Source organism: Streptomyces sp. CLCI03 (assembly GCF_053615355.1).
Window position 1 is genome coordinate 1,760,097 of record NZ_CM132132.1, and the last position, 13,086, is coordinate 1,773,182.

13 protein-coding genes are annotated in these 13,086 nt (G+C 70.8%); 3 read left to right on the forward strand and 10 right to left on the reverse strand.

The genetic code is table 11. The annotated features are described in order from the left end of the window. Positions 1 to 222 precede the first annotated feature (222 nt). Together ACWG52_RS08045 and ACWG52_RS08050 are read left to right on the forward strand one after the other, a co-directional pair. Positions 223 to 1,392 carry a L,D-transpeptidase gene (locus ACWG52_RS08045; RefSeq protein ID WP_389814254.1) on the forward strand — a complete coding sequence of 390 codons (1,170 nt, stop codon included), beginning with the start codon at positions 223 to 225 and terminating at the stop codon, positions 1,390 to 1,392. A 139-nt stretch (positions 1,393 to 1,531) separates the two neighbouring features. Further along, positions 1,532 to 3,118 (forward strand): CocE/NonD family hydrolase, encoded by a 1,587-nt coding sequence (locus tag ACWG52_RS08050; protein WP_389814200.1) that lies wholly within the window; start codon positions 1,532 to 1,534, stop codon positions 3,116 to 3,118. Between the two features lie 39 nt (positions 3,119 to 3,157). Here ACWG52_RS08050 and ACWG52_RS08055 read toward each other — a convergent pair whose 3' ends face one another. The 9 genes from ACWG52_RS08055 to ACWG52_RS08095 form a co-directional block, all read right to left on the reverse strand. Further along, complete coding sequence (locus ACWG52_RS08055) at positions 3,158 to 3,901, reverse strand: amino acid ABC transporter ATP-binding protein (protein WP_453129052.1); 744 nt, start codon at positions 3,899 to 3,901, stop codon at positions 3,158 to 3,160. 136 nt (positions 3,902 to 4,037) lie between these two features. Then, a complete protein-coding gene (locus ACWG52_RS08060) occupies positions 4,038 to 4,478 on the reverse strand; it encodes a DUF6278 family protein (RefSeq protein WP_389814197.1) in 441 nt (146 codons plus the stop codon). A 70-nt stretch (positions 4,479 to 4,548) separates the two neighbouring features. Continuing rightward, a complete protein-coding gene (locus tag ACWG52_RS08065; protein ID WP_161288355.1) occupies positions 4,549 to 5,334 on the reverse strand; it encodes an exodeoxyribonuclease III in 786 nt (261 codons plus the stop codon). 30 nt (positions 5,335 to 5,364) lie between these two features. Further along, positions 5,365 to 5,997 carry an MBL fold metallo-hydrolase gene (locus tag ACWG52_RS08070; protein ID WP_033218164.1) on the reverse strand — a complete coding sequence of 211 codons (633 nt, stop codon included), beginning with the start codon at positions 5,995 to 5,997 and terminating at the stop codon, positions 5,365 to 5,367. A 27-nt stretch (positions 5,998 to 6,024) separates the two neighbouring features. Then, positions 6,025 to 6,615, reverse strand: a complete 591-nt coding sequence (locus tag ACWG52_RS08075; RefSeq protein WP_389814191.1) for a hypothetical protein — start codon at positions 6,613 to 6,615, stop codon at positions 6,025 to 6,027. Beyond that, positions 6,612 to 7,793: an ROK family glucokinase gene (locus ACWG52_RS08080; protein ID WP_033218160.1), complete on the reverse strand. Its 1,182-nt coding sequence runs from the start codon at positions 7,791 to 7,793 to the stop codon at positions 6,612 to 6,614. Before ACWG52_RS08080 ends, ACWG52_RS08075 begins: the two co-directional genes overlap by 4 nt. Then, positions 7,790 to 8,767 (reverse strand): ATP-binding cassette domain-containing protein, encoded by a 978-nt coding sequence (locus ACWG52_RS08085; protein ID WP_389814188.1) that lies wholly within the window; start codon positions 8,765 to 8,767, stop codon positions 7,790 to 7,792. Before ACWG52_RS08085 ends, ACWG52_RS08080 begins: the two co-directional genes overlap by 4 nt. Continuing rightward, positions 8,734 to 9,777 carry an ABC transporter permease gene (locus ACWG52_RS08090; RefSeq protein WP_161295871.1) on the reverse strand — a complete coding sequence of 348 codons (1,044 nt, stop codon included), beginning with the start codon at positions 9,775 to 9,777 and terminating at the stop codon, positions 8,734 to 8,736. The genes ACWG52_RS08085 and ACWG52_RS08090 overlap by 34 nt, the downstream gene beginning before the upstream one ends. Then, entirely contained in the window at positions 9,774 to 10,784 is a 1,011-nt protein-coding gene (locus ACWG52_RS08095) for a substrate-binding domain-containing protein (RefSeq protein ID WP_453128305.1), read from the reverse strand. Before ACWG52_RS08095 ends, ACWG52_RS08090 begins: the two co-directional genes overlap by 4 nt. A gap of 195 nt (positions 10,785 to 10,979) precedes the next feature. Here ACWG52_RS08095 and ACWG52_RS08100 point away from each other — a divergent pair, with 195 nt between their 5' ends. Beyond that, positions 10,980 to 11,993: a Gfo/Idh/MocA family protein gene (locus ACWG52_RS08100; RefSeq protein ID WP_390136948.1), complete on the forward strand. Its 1,014-nt coding sequence runs from the start codon at positions 10,980 to 10,982 to the stop codon at positions 11,991 to 11,993. Positions 11,994 to 12,056: 63 nt separating this feature from the next. On the opposite strand, the gene ACWG52_RS08105 is transcribed toward ACWG52_RS08100, so the two are convergent. After that, positions 12,057 to 12,995, reverse strand: coding sequence for a DMT family transporter (locus tag ACWG52_RS08105; RefSeq protein WP_389814177.1), 939 nt, complete (start codon positions 12,993 to 12,995; stop codon positions 12,057 to 12,059). Between the last annotated feature and the right edge of the window lie 91 nt (positions 12,996 to 13,086).

Here is a 13,086-nt window from a genome sequence, read left to right on the forward strand (position 1 = left end):
GACGGTCTCTCACAGGACTCTCACAGCCGCCCGTGACCGCCGTGCGCGGCGTTTGTGACCGGATGATGACCGTTTCGCTGCGGTCGACGTCACAAGGGAAAGGACGAGGTTTTGTGCCGATCACGGAACCTAAAGTCGGGTCGTTGGCATCTCCCTTTGCGAACGTCACTCCCCACCGCTCCTGGAAAGGGCCCTTCGTTGAGCCGTATACGCCGCACCGCCATGGCGGGCACCGCACTTCTGGCCGCCGCGCTCACCGCCTGTTCGGGCGGGAGCGACGGTGGTGGCGACGACAAGGGCAAGGACGACGCGAAGCCGAAGGCGCCCATGGCGGTCTCGGTGAACCTCACGGGCGATCAGGTGAAGGCGGGCCAGCCGGTGACGGTGACCGTCGCCGAGGGCAAGCTGGCCCAGGTGAAGGTGACCGACGCCAAGGGCGCGGAGCTGCCGGGGAAGATAGCCGACGACGGGAAGAGCTGGACCTCGGAGCGCAACGCCCCGGCCGGCGCGGAGTACAAGGTCGAGGCGCAGAACACCGACAGCCAGAGCGCCACCACGCAGTTCAGGACGAGCGCCGCCGACAAGGTGAACAAGGTCTCGATCAACATCACCAAGGGCAGCACGGTGGGCGTGGCCATGCCCGTGTCGCTCGTCTTCGACAACCCGGTGACGAACAAGGCCGAGGTGGAGAAGCAGCTCAAGGTCACCACCTCGAACAACACCGAGGGCTCGTGGGGCTGGATCAAGGACCACTCCGGCAACGACCGCGTCGACTGGCGGCCCAAGGACTACTGGAAGTCCGGCACCGACGTGAAGGTCGAGATGCACCTGAACGGTGTGGACTCCGGCAAGGGCGGGGGGATGTTCGCCCGGGACTACAACACCGAGTTCAAGATCGGAAAGGACCGTCGGGTCCAGGTCAGCCTCGACACCAAGAAGCTGACGGTGACGGAGGACGGCCAGACGCAGAAGACGATCCCGATCTCGGCGGGCACTCCGGGCGGCAAGAAGGCGTCCTGGTCCGGGAAGATGGTGATCATGTCGAAGGAGGGCACCATCCGGATGGACTCCCAGACGGTGGGCCTGGACAACGCCTACGACAAGATGGTCGATTACTCGATGCGGCTGACCTGGTCGGGCATGTACGCGCACGCCGCCCCGTGGAACGAGGCCAACTTCGGCCGCTCCAACAGCAGTTCCGGCTGTGTGGGGATGAGCGACGCCAACGCCAAGGACTTCTTCGCGCAGTCCCAGATCGGTGACGCCTTCGAGGTGGTCGGCGAGGGCTCCAAGGGCAACGCCGACATCGGCAACGGCTACGGCGAGTGGAACCTGACCTGGGACCAGTGGAAGGCCAAGAGCGCCCAGTCCGGCACCCCGCAGAACGGCTGACGGCCGCTCCGCGCGGGCCGGTCCACCCCTGGCATCCAATCGTTACCAGTGCGTAACTTACTCACGGGTTACTTTGGGTAACTCGCTCCCGTTACCGTCGGGTCACTTTGACAACCCCGGCGTACGCGAGGAGCGAGAGATGCACCGCACCACCACCGCCGCGGCCGTGGCGACCCTGCTGGCGGCGACCGCCCTGGGCCTGACCCCCCACCAGGCCCAGGCGGCGCCCGCCACCACCGTGGCAGCCGCCGCCGACGCCTCGTCGCAGGTGCGCTTCCACGACATCCCGGGGCACGGCGGAATCACCCTCAAGGGCAACGTCTTCACCCCGGCCGGGGCCGAGAGCGGCCGCAAGTACCCGCTGATCGTGCTGCCCACCAGCTGGGGCCTGCCGCAGATCGAATACATCGCCCAGGCCAAGAAGCTCGCCGACTCCGGCTACGTCGTGGTCAGTTACACCTCGCGCGGCTTCTGGCTCTCCGGCGGCGAGATCGAGGTGGCCGGCCCGCCGGACATCGCCGACGTCAGCGCCGTCATCGACTGGGCGCTCGCCAACTCCCCCGCCGACGCGGACCGCATCGGCCTCGGCGGGGTCTCGTACGCCGCCGGCATCACCCTGCTGGCCTCCGCCCAGGACCCGCGTGTCAAGGCCGTGGTCGCGATGAGCGGCTGGGCCGACCTGATCGAGTCCATCTACTCCGGTCGCACCCAGCACGTCCAGGCCGCCGCGATGCTCGGCGCCGCCGGATACCTCACCGGCCGCCCCGGACCCGAACTGAAGACGCTGCTCGGCAACTTCCTCGGCTCCCGGCTGGACAAGGAGCAGGAGATGATCGAGTGGGGCAGGCGGCGTTCGGCCTCCGAGCAGGTGGACCGGATCAACGCCAACGGCGCCGCGATCATGCTCGGCAACGCCTGGGGCGACACCATCTTCCCGCCCGACCAGTACGCGAAGTTCTACGAGCGGCTGACCGGACCCAAGCGTCTGGAGTTCCGGCCCGGGGACCACGCCACCGCCGAGGGAACCGGCCTGCTCGGGCTGCCCAACGACACCTGGACCAACGCGCACCGCTGGTTCGACCGCTACCTCAAGGGCGAGCGCAACGGCGTCGACACCGAGGCCCCGGTACAGATCAAGTCCCGCAGCGACGGTGGCTACGAGGGCTACGCCGACTGGAAGTCGGTCGGCGCCGGCGGCACCGAGAAGCTCGCCCTCTCCGACAGCGAGCACCTCTTCGCCAATGTCGACTCCGGCGCCAACGGCGGCATCCTGCTCCTGTCCAGCGCCCTCGACCAGTTCGTCAAGGCGCCGCCGATCGCCTCCGTCCCGCTCCTGCCCCGGGCCTTCGCGGCCGTCTGGCAGTCGGAGCGCCACGACCGGACGCGCCGGATCCGCGGCACCGCGAAGCTGCACACCACGGTCACCCCCACCAAGGGTGACGGCACCTTCGTCGCGTACCTCTACGACGTCGGCCCGCTCGGCATCGGCAAGCTCGTCAGCAACGCCCCGTACACCTTCCACGGCAAGACCCCAGGCCAGGCCTTCGGGGTGGACCTGGAGCTGTTCTCCACCGCCTACGACGTCCCCGCGGGCCACCGGCTCGCCCTCGTCGTCGACACCGTCGACCCGCTGTACATCGAGCACAACCCGCTCGGCGCGCAGCTGACCTTCTCCTCGCCGCGCACCGACCCCAGCTATGTGTCGGTGCCGCTGCGCGAGCAGTGATCCACGGCCGGCGGTGCTCGGTGCCCGTGCCCGGTGCCGTCAGTGCTTGAGGATCTTGGAGAGGAAGTCCTTGGCCCGGTCGCTCTCCGGGGCGGTGAAGAACTGCTCCGGGGTGCGGTCCTCGATGATCTGTCCGTCGGCCATGAAGACCACGCGGTTCGCGGCGGAGCGGGCGAAGCCCATCTCGTGGGTGACCACGATCATGGTCATGCCCTCGCGGGCGAGCTGCCGCATGACCTCCAGCACCTCGTTGATCATCTCCGGGTCGAGTGCCGAGGTGGGCTCGTCGAAGAGCAGGGCCTTGGGGTTCATGGCGAGGGCGCGGGCGATCGCCACGCGCTGCTGCTGACCGCCGGAGAGCTGGGCCGGGAACTTCTCGGCCTGGTCGGCGAGGCCCACCCGCTCCAGGAGCTCCCGGGAGCGCCGGTCCGCCTCGCCCCGCTTGCGGCCGCGGACCTTGACCTGCGCGAGCGAGACATTGGCGAGCACGGTCTTGTGCGCGAACAGGTTGAAGGACTGGAAGACCATCCCCACCTCGGCGCGCAGCCGGGCCAGCTCCTTGCCCTCCGCGGGCAGCGCCTCCCCGTCGATCAGGATCGTGCCCGACTCGACGCTCTCCAGTCGGTTGATCGCCCGGCACAGGGTGGACTTCCCGGAACCGGAGGGGCCGATGACCACCACCACCTCCCCGCGGCCGACGGTGAGGTCGATGTCCCGCAGTACGTGCAGCGCACCGAAGTGCTTGTTGACGTCCCGCAGCTCGATCAACGGTTCGACGGCCATGTGCTGCCCTGCCCACTTGTCGGAGTCGTTCTCGAAGTCGTTCCCGGTCCCGGTCGCGATGCGTCGGGGCCGGCGCAAACTATCCAGGTACGGAAGGGCACTTCGCACGCGAGAGGGACCACGACACGCCGGAACGTCAGCCTTCGGAGGCTTCCGCGTAGGCCTGGCTGAGCTCGGGGGACCCCGTCATCGCCCAGGACACGCCCGACTCGATCACGTTCAGCTCCCGGCCCGAGGCCAGCCGGATCACCGGCCGGCCGTCGGGCCACACCAGCCAGGCGGTCCCCGGAACGGTCCGGATGATCACCGTCCCGAGATAGAAGCCGGCGTCGTTGCCGAGCCAGGGCACCGCCTCGGGATCCCGCCGCCAGCGCGGCATCAGCTGGTCCAGTGCCTCCAACGAGGCCTGACTCTCATCGAGTTCGAGCCCGGCCGCCCGTGCCTGGACGCGCAGCATCTCGCACTCCGAGAACAACTCGGCGACACCCTCGGGGTCGTCCGCGAGGGCGGCGGCGAGTCCCGCACCCTGTTCCGTTTCGCTTCGGTTCAGCCAGTTGCCCAGGAAAGGGATGTTCATACCGCCCAGCGTCGCACCAGGATCCGCCGCTGACCACAGGGCGCGCCTGGATCCGCCGGTCCGGACATCCTCAGACGCCGAGGTCCAGGTCCACGACGACGGGCGCGTGGTCGGACGCGCCCTTGCCCTTGCGCTCCTCGCGGTCGACGTAGGAGTCGGTGACGGCCTTCGTGAAGGCCTCGTTGCCGTAGACCAGGTCGATGCGCATGCCCTTGTTCTTGGGGAAGGCGAGCATCCGGTAGTCCCAGAAGGTGTAGGGACGGTCGTACTTCAGCGCGCGCGGGAACACGTCCGAGAGGCCGGCGGCGCGCAGCGCCTCCAGGGCGGCCCGCTCGGCGGGGGTGACATGGGTGAGGCCCGCGAAGACGGCCGGGTCGTAGACGTCCTCGTCGGTCGGGGCCACATTGAAGTCGCCGAGCACCGCGAAGGGGCGCGGACCGGCCGCGTCCTCGGCGACGGCCGTGGCCAGGGAGCGGAACCACTCCAGCTTGTAGCCGTAGTGGTCGTGCTCGACCTCGCGCCCGTTCGGCACGTACACCGACCAGACCCGGACCCCGCCGCAGGTGGCGGAGATCGCGCGGGGCTCCTGGACGCCCTCGTAGTCGGGCCCGCCGGGCAGTCCGAGGACCACGTCCTCCAGGCCGACCTTGGAGAGCAGGGCGACGCCGTTCCAGCGGCCGGTGGCGTTGACCGCCGATTCGTAGCCCAGCTCGCGCAGCTCGGCGTAGGGGAACTGCGCCTCCGAGCACTTGGTCTCCTGGATGCACAGGACATCCGTGCCGGAGCTCTCCAGCCAGGCCAGCAGGCGCGGCAGCCGGGCGGTGATGGAGTTGACGTTGAAGGTGGCGATACGCATACGCGCCAACCTACCGCCCGGCACCGACAGTCACAGTTCGGCGGAGTCCCCCGCGGTGAGTCGCCCGTGGTCGGTGCCCCCGAGGGCGCCCAGGACGTTGTCGTAGATCGGCCGGGCGATGTCGGCGAGGTAGGCGTCGTGGATGTCCAGGGCCCGGCGCGGCTTGACCTCGCGGAGGTAGTCGATGACCTCGGAGACCTTGTTCCAGGGGGCGTGCACCGGGACCATCAGGGTCTCGACGGGTACTCCGGGCACGGTCAGCGCGTCCCCGGGGTGGAAGAGGGAACCCTCCACGAGGTAGCCGACGTTCGTGACGCGCGGGATGTCCGGGTGGATCACCGCGTGCAGCTCCCCGTGCACCTGGACCTCGAACCCGGCCGCGGTGAAGGCGTCGCCGTGGCCGACGGTGTGCACCCGGCCCGGATAGGCGGGGGCGAGCTTCTCCGCGACGCTGCGCAGGGTCCACAGTTCGACCGCCGGATCGGCGTCGAGGGCGGCCCGCAGCCGGCCCTCCTCGAAGTGGTCGGGGTGTTCGTGCGTGACCAGCAGGGCGTCCGCCCCCAGGCCCGCGTCCGGTTCGCTGAAGGCGCCCGGGTCGATGACGAGCGTGCGCCCGTCCTTCTCCAACTGAACGCAGGAATGCAGCCGCTTGGTGAGCTTCATGATCCCAAGGCTAAGGGCTCGGGGGGCTCAGGGGGTGGTGGAGGAGACCACGTAGACCTTGGAGACCTTGGGGTCGGTGAGGTCGACGGTGATGTCGCGGGTGGGCCGCGGGTCGTCCTGTTCCAGGGTGGTGCCCCGCCACGGGGTCTTCGGCTTCCAGTCCCAGCCGGCGACCGAGGTGTCGTGGGCGGAGATCGAGACGCCGGGGGTCAGGTCCTCGCGGTCGATGCCGAGGGAGGACAGGAAGCCGTCCAGTTCCTGCGGGGTGACCGCGAACTGGACGTACAGCCGGCTGGTGCGCCAGTTGTTGGTCTCCAGGAACCCGACGCGCCAGGCCTTGTCCGGGACCGGGACCTCGTAGATGCTGCGCTGCACCTTGGAGGGCCAGCCGGGGCGCACCTGGGACGCGCCGACCTTGGCGGCCTTGTCGCGGCCGCTCTCGCGGCTCTGCTGGGTGGAGATCGCCAGGTAGCCCGCGGGTACGCCGACCAGCAGCAGGATGATGATCGCGGTGATCCAGCGGCGCTTGACGACGTGCCTGCGGTCCTCGGCGGTGGGCGTCGGGGCGCCTTCGGCGTCGGGGGCGGAGGCCTGGTGGGGCAGGGTGGGCGGGTTCACTGTGCGTCCTGGTCGTCGGGGCCGGGGGCGGCGGCGGGGTCGCGGCGACCCAGCTGCTGCGCGTAGCGCTCGTACCGCTCGTAGCGCTCGACCCGGCGGCGGGTGGCGCGGCGGAAGCGGCGGGCGACGAGCCGGGCGAGGTCGGCGGCGCCGACCATGCCCGCCTCGGGCCCGAGCTGGGCCTTGGCGATACGGGCCTCGGGGCGGTAGCCGCGACCGGTGAGGTGGCGGCGGAAGGCGTCCCGGGCCGGGCCGATCAGCAGGTCGTCGGCGGCGCTGACGCCGCCGCCGATGACGAAGCAGGAGGGGTCGAGGGCGGCGGCGAGGTTGGCGATGCCGACGCCCAGCCACTGGCCGATGTCCTGGAGCAGCTCGACGCACATGGCGTCGCCCTCCCGGGCCAGCTCGGTGATCAGCGGTCCGGTGATCTCGTGGACGTTGCCGCCGACCTTGGCGATGATGTTGTACGCGACCGGGGAGTCCGCGGCGGCCAGCTCGCGGGCCTCGCGGACCAGGGCGTTGCCGGAGCTGTACTGCTCCCAGCAGCCGCGGTTGCCGCAGGGGCAGCGGTGGCCACCGGGGACGACCTGCATGTGGCCGAATTCGCCCGCGACCCCGTACCGGCCGCGCTTGACCTGGCCGCCTTCGAGGATGGCCCCGCCGATGCCGGTGCCGAGCGTGATCATGACGAGGTGGTCCTCGCCGCGGCCGGCGCCGAAGCGCCATTCCGCCCAGGCGGCGGTATTGGCATCGTTGTCGACCATGACCGGGACCGCGAGCCGGGACTGGAGCGCGTCCCGCAGGGGCTCGTCGCGCCAGGCCAGGTGGGGTGCGAACAGCACGCGGGAGCGGTCGGCGTCGACCCAGCCGGCGGCGCCGATGCCGACCGCGTGGACGTCGTGCCGGTCGGAGAGGTCCAGCACCAGTTCGACGATGGTGTCCTCGACGACCTTGGGGCTCTTGGACTTGTCCGGGGTCTCCGTGCGGATCTTCTCCAGGATGATCCCGTCGGCGTCGACGACGCCGGCCATCACCTTGGTGCCGCCGATGTCGATGCCGACCGTGGGGACGCGCGGGGCCGTCAGGTGCGACCGGCGCTCCCGGGTCCCGATGGTCCGCAGGACGGTGCCTCGCGCCGACCCCCGGTGGGTGAGCGCGAAATCCCGGTACGTGCTCATCGAGTCGTGTCGTCCCTCTTGGGTGCGGTGGTTCGGGGGGTCCGGTCGGCGTCGTCGGCCGGGCCGCTCCGACCGGCTGCGCGGTCCGTCGCGGCCGTGGCGTGTGGGGCGCCTGCCCCCGATTCTGCCACTCGCTCCAGTTCGTGGCTCAGCTCGTCCAGCTCGGATCCGCCCGCCATCTGCCGGGTGAGCTCGTCGAGCGTGATCGAGTCGCGGGTGTGGCTGCCCGCCATGGTGCCCCGCTTGAGGAGCACGAAACGGTCCCCCACCAGGTACGCGTGGTGCGGGTTGTGGGTGATCAGGACCACGCCGAGGCCCGCGTCCCGGGCGGCCGCGACGTACTTGAGGACCACTCCGGACTGTTTCACGCCGAGGGCCGCGGTGGGCTCGTCGAGGACGAGGACCTTCGCCCCGAAGTACACGGCGCGGGCGATGGCCACGCACTGGCGTTCACCGCCGGACAGGGTGCCGATGGGCTGGTCCACGTCGCGCAGGTCGATGCCCATGCGCAGCAGCTCCGTGCGGGTGGTGCGGCGCATGAGGTCCACGTCGAGGCGGCGCAGGGGGCCGCGGCCCTTGGTGGGCTCGGAGCCGAGGAAGAAGTTCCGCCAGACGGGCATGAGCGGGACGACGGCGAGGTCCTGGTAGACGGTGGCGATGCCGTGGTCGAGGGCCGCGCGGGGGTTGGCGAGGACGGTCTCCTCCCCCTCGATCTCGAAGGTGCCGGCGTCGTGCCGGTGCAGCCCCGCGATGATCTTGATGAGGGTGGACTTGCCGGCGCCGTTGTCGCCGAGGACACAGGTGATCTCGCCCGCCGAGACCTCCAGGGAGACTCCTTGGAGGGCGCGGATGTTCCCGTAGAACTTGCTGACGTCGGTCAGCTTCACCAGGGCGGGGTCCGCCCCGGGCGCGGTCGTGGTGGTGCCCTTGTCGGTCGCGATCACTTGCTCGCCTCCGCCCGCTTGCGGACCCATGCGTTGAGCAGCGTGGCCAGCAGGAGCATCGCGCCGAGGAAGAACTTGAACCAGTCCGGGTTCCACTGGGCGTACACGATGCCGTTGCTGGTCATGCCGAAGATGAAGGCGCCGACCGCCGAGCCGATGGCTGAGCCGTAGCCGCCGGTCATCAGACAGCCGCCGATGACGGCCGCGATGATGTAGAGGAACTCGTTGCCGACGCCCTCGCCCGACTGGACCACGTCGAACGAGAAGAGGATGTGCTGTCCGGAGATCCAGGCGCACAGGGCGACGCCCATGTAGAGCCCGATCCGGGTCTTCACGACGGGCACGCCGGTGGCGCGGGCGGCGTCCGCCCCGCCGCCGACGGCGAAGATCCAGTTACCGGCGCGGGTGCGCAGCAGGATCCAGGTGGCGACGGCGACGATGGCGAACCACCACAGGATGGTGACCTTGAGGGTGACCGAGCCGATGTTCCACTGCGAGGCGAAGAGGGCGCGGGCGGAGGCGAAGCCCTCCATGTCGGCGATGGTCTTGGTGGAGACCGTGCCGGTGATCAGCTTGGTGAAGCCGAGGTTCAGGCCCGTCAGCATCAGGAAGGTGCCGAGCGTGATGATGAAGCTGGGCAGCTTCGTGCGGGTCAGCATGAACCCGTTGAAGAAGCCGATGGCCAGGGTGACCAGCAGGGACACGCCGACGCCGACCCAGACGTTCGCGGTCATCTGGTAGCTGAACATCGAGCTCACCAGCGCCGAGGTGGTGACCATGACACCCGCGGAGAGGTCGAACTCGCCGCCGATCATCAGCAGGGCCACGGGGGCGGCCATGATCCCGATGGTGGAGGCCGAGTACAGGACCGTGCTGAGGCTGGAGGCCTGGAGGAAGCTGGGGGCGGCGATGGAGAAGAAGACGAAGACGGCGACGGCGCCGACCACCGAGCCCAGCTCGGGGCGGGCGAGCAGCTTGCGCAGGGCCGAGGTGGGGGCGAGCCGTTCGTCGAGCCCGTCGGCCGGTGCGGTGGTGCTCATCGGCTGCCCCGCTTGATGTACTCCTCCAGCTTGGCGGCCTCGTCCGCGGTGACGATCTGCGGGCCGGTGAGGACCGGGCGGCCGCCGCCGAGCACGTTCGCGTTGTAGCGGTAGAGCCAGAGCAGGTCGATGGCCTCGTAGCCCTGGAGGTAGGGCTGCTGGTCGACGGCGAAGCCGAGGGCGCCGGACTTCAGGTCGCGGGCGACCGAGGCGTTGAGGTCGAAGGTGTCGACCTCGGCCTTGCTGCCGGCCGCGTCCTTGGCCTTGATCGCGGTGGGCGCGAAGGGGGCGCCCAGGGTGACGATCGCGTCGATGGACGGGTCGGCCTGGAGCTGTGCCTGGATCGCGGCCTGGACGGAGGGCATGTTGGTGCCCTCGACGTAGAGGTTCTCCATGGTGCCGGAGAAGGTCTTCTTCGCCCCGGCGCAGCGCTGCTCGTGGCCCACGTTGCCCTGCTCGTGCAGGACGCAGACGGCCCGCTTCCTGCCGCGCTCGTTCAGCTCGGTGCCGACGGCCTCGCCGGCGATCACCTCGTCCTGGCCGATGTGGGTCAGCGCCCCGTACTCGGCGGACTGGGCGGATCCGGAGTTGACCGTGATCACCGGGATGCCGGCCTTGGCGGCCTTGGCGAGGACGTCCTTGAGGGCCTCGGGCTTGGCCAGGCTGACGACGATCCCGTCGACCTTCTGGTCGATCGCGTTCTGCACGAACTGCGCCTGCTGCTGGGCCTGGTCGTCGTGGGCGTAGACGAAGTTGATGTTGTCCTTCGCCGCGGCCTCCTTGGCACCCTTCTGCACGATGTCCCAGAAGGTGTCGCCGTCGCCCGCGTGCGTGACCATCGCGAAGGTCCAGCGCGGCGTGGAGACGGCGGGTCGGCCCGCCTCGGCGGCCCGCGCGCGCTCCTCGGCGCGCTTGCCGCCCGTACTGCTGCAGCCCGCGAGCGAGGCCCCCAGTACCGCCGCGAGCACGGCGCCCACGACGCGTACCCCTGTCCGAACCCTAGCCACGTCGCCGCGCCCTTCCCTCGTCACCAATGCGGTCCGTCGTCGAGCCGGCCACCAATCCGGTCATTCCGGCTCCATTCCGGTCCAGCCGTTCAGTATCCGCCACAGTCGACCATGAAGGGTCATCGGGGCACGCCCGGCCAGGTTGACATGCGCGGGCGGATTGACAGGTTCCGCCGACAGGGTCAGGTTGAGTGCATGCGCATCGGCTTGATCGGAACGGGCCGGATCGGGTCCTTCCACGCGGCGGTACTCGCCCGCCACCCGGAGGCTGGCTCGCTCCTGCTCGCGGACGCCGACCCCGCGCGGGCGGCGCGCCTCGCCGACCGGCTCGGGGCCACCGCCGCGCCCTCCGTGGAGCAGGTCTTCACCTGGGGCGTCGACGCGGTGGTGGTGGCGTCGGCGACCGAGGCGCACGCGGATCTCGTCGTACGGGCGATCCGTGGTGGGCTGCCGGTGTTCTGCGAGAAGCCGCTGGCTCCCGACCTGAACCGGACCCTCGCGGCCCTGCGGGAGGTCACGGCCTCGGGCGGACTGCTCCAGGTGGGCTTCATGCGGCGCTTCGACGCGGGCTACGGCACGGCCCGGGAGCGGGTCCGTTCGGGCGCCCTGGGACGGCTGCACACCGTCCGGACGACGACGGGCGATCCGGCGCCGCCCGCGGCCGGGTACCTGGCGACCTCCGGCGGGCTGTACCGGGACTGCCTGGTGCACGACTTCGACATGATCCGCTGGGTGACCGGACGCGAGGTGGTCGAGGTGTACGCGGCCGGTTCGGACGCGGGTCCGGCCCTGTTCCGCGAGACGGGCGACATCGACACGGCGGCGGCCGTACTGACGCTGGACGACGGCACCCTGGTGACGGCCACCGGCACGCGGTGCAACGGCGCCGGGTACGACGTGCGGATGGAGCTGGCCGGGGAGCTCGACCAGGTCTCCGTCGGGCTGGACGACCGGACGCCGATCTCCTCCACCGAACCGCACGGCCCGCCCGCGGCGAGCAAGCCGTGGACGGGCTTCCTGGAACGGTTCGCCCCGGCCTACGAGGCCGAACTGGCGGCCTTCGTCCAGCTGGTGCGGGGCGAGGGGCCCAATCCGTGCGACGGCCGGGAGGCGCTGGCGGCGTTCCGGATCGCCGAGGCCTGCGAACTCTCGCGCCGCGAGCGGCGCCGGGTGCGGCTGGAGGAACTCCCGGACCTGCCGGCTCTGTAAGGGGGGCACCGGGCCACAGTACGGCGGGTGATCAGCGTCGGCTGCGGCGCTTTCCGGACACGCTCAGGGGGTCCCTGCGGCGGGGACCACGGCGCGGCGGCCCCAGGCGGTGCCGACGAGGACGAGGAGGGCCCCGGCCAGGCCCAGGGGGCCGAGGTGGTCGCCGCCGAGGGCGATGCCGGCGACGGCGGCCCACAGGGGTTCGGTGCCCAGCAGCAGGCTGACCCGGGAGGGCGAGGTGCGGCGTACGGCCCACATCTGCACGAAGAAGGCGAAGAGGGTGCAGAAGACGGAGAGGAAGACGAGCCCGGCCCATTCGGCGGGCCCGAAGCCGGCGGCGGCGGCCCAGGGGCTGTCGCCGGTGCCGGGCACGGCGGCCAGCAGGGCGAAGACGAGGACGGCGGCGCCGAGCTGCACGGTGGTCAGGGACAGCGAGTCGGCGTCCTGGACGGCCTCGACGCGGGCCATGAGCAGGACGTGCAGGGTCCGGGCGAGGGCGGCGCCGAGGATGAGCAGGTCGCCGGCGCTGGGCGCGGTGAAGCCGGCGCCCTGGGTGAGGAGCACCACCCCGGCGACGGAGACGGCGGCGGCGCCGAGGAAACCGGCGGACGGCGCCCGCTTCCTGACGGCCGCTTCGGCGAGCGGGGTGAAGATCATCGTCAGGCTGATGATCAGCCCGGCGTTGGTGGCGGAGGTGTGGACGACCCCGTAGGTCTCCAGGAGGAAGATCCCGCCGAGTACGAGGCCCAGCAGCCCGGCGCCGCGCAGTTGGGCGGGGCGCAGCGCGCGCAGCCGCGTCCAGCCGGCGACGACGAGTACGGGCAGGACCAGCGCGAACCGCAGCACGAGCACGGCGACGACGGTGTGGGTGGTGGTGATGCCCTTGGCCGCGAGGTAGCTGCCGCCCCAGACCACGGCGACGGCCAGCACGGGCAGATCGGCGAGCCAGGCGCGGGGGGAGCGGCGGGGGGCGGCTTCGAGGGCGGGCGAGATCACGGTCAACGAAGGTCTCCACGGCTCATCGGGGGTGGAGACGTCGGCGGCTCGCACGGGTGCGGGCACACCGTACCGGAGCCGATCATGCCGGGCGACC

What these genes read in the sequence shown, in the direction of transcription:
- ACWG52_RS08045 (WP_389814254.1), top strand. Translation starts at nt 223, where the DNA reads ATGGCGGGCACCGCACTTCTGGCCGCCGCGCTCACCGCCTGTTCGGGC.
- ACWG52_RS08050 (WP_389814200.1), top strand. Translation starts at nt 1,532, where the DNA reads ATGCACCGCACCACCACCGCCGCGGCCGTGGCGACCCTGCTGGCGGCG.
- ACWG52_RS08055 (WP_453129052.1), bottom strand. Translation starts at nt 3,901, where the DNA reads ATGGCCGTCGAACCGTTGATCGAGCTGCGGGACGTCAACAAGCACTTC.
- ACWG52_RS08060 (WP_389814197.1), bottom strand. Translation starts at nt 4,478, where the DNA reads ATGAACATCCCTTTCCTGGGCAACTGGCTGAACCGAAGCGAAACGGAA.
- ACWG52_RS08065 (WP_161288355.1), bottom strand. Translation starts at nt 5,334, where the DNA reads ATGCGTATCGCCACCTTCAACGTCAACTCCATCACCGCCCGGCTGCCG.
- ACWG52_RS08070 (WP_033218164.1), bottom strand. Translation starts at nt 5,997, where the DNA reads ATGAAGCTCACCAAGCGGCTGCATTCCTGCGTTCAGTTGGAGAAGGAC.
- ACWG52_RS08080 (WP_033218160.1), bottom strand. Translation starts at nt 7,793, where the DNA reads ATGAGCACGTACCGGGATTTCGCGCTCACCCACCGGGGGTCGGCGCGA.
- ACWG52_RS08085 (WP_389814188.1), bottom strand. Translation starts at nt 8,767, where the DNA reads ATGGGTCCGCAAGCGGGCGGAGGCGAGCAAGTGATCGCGACCGACAAG.
- ACWG52_RS08090 (WP_161295871.1), bottom strand. Translation starts at nt 9,777, where the DNA reads ATGAGCACCACCGCACCGGCCGACGGGCTCGACGAACGGCTCGCCCCC.
- ACWG52_RS08100 (WP_390136948.1), top strand. Translation starts at nt 10,980, where the DNA reads ATGCGCATCGGCTTGATCGGAACGGGCCGGATCGGGTCCTTCCACGCG.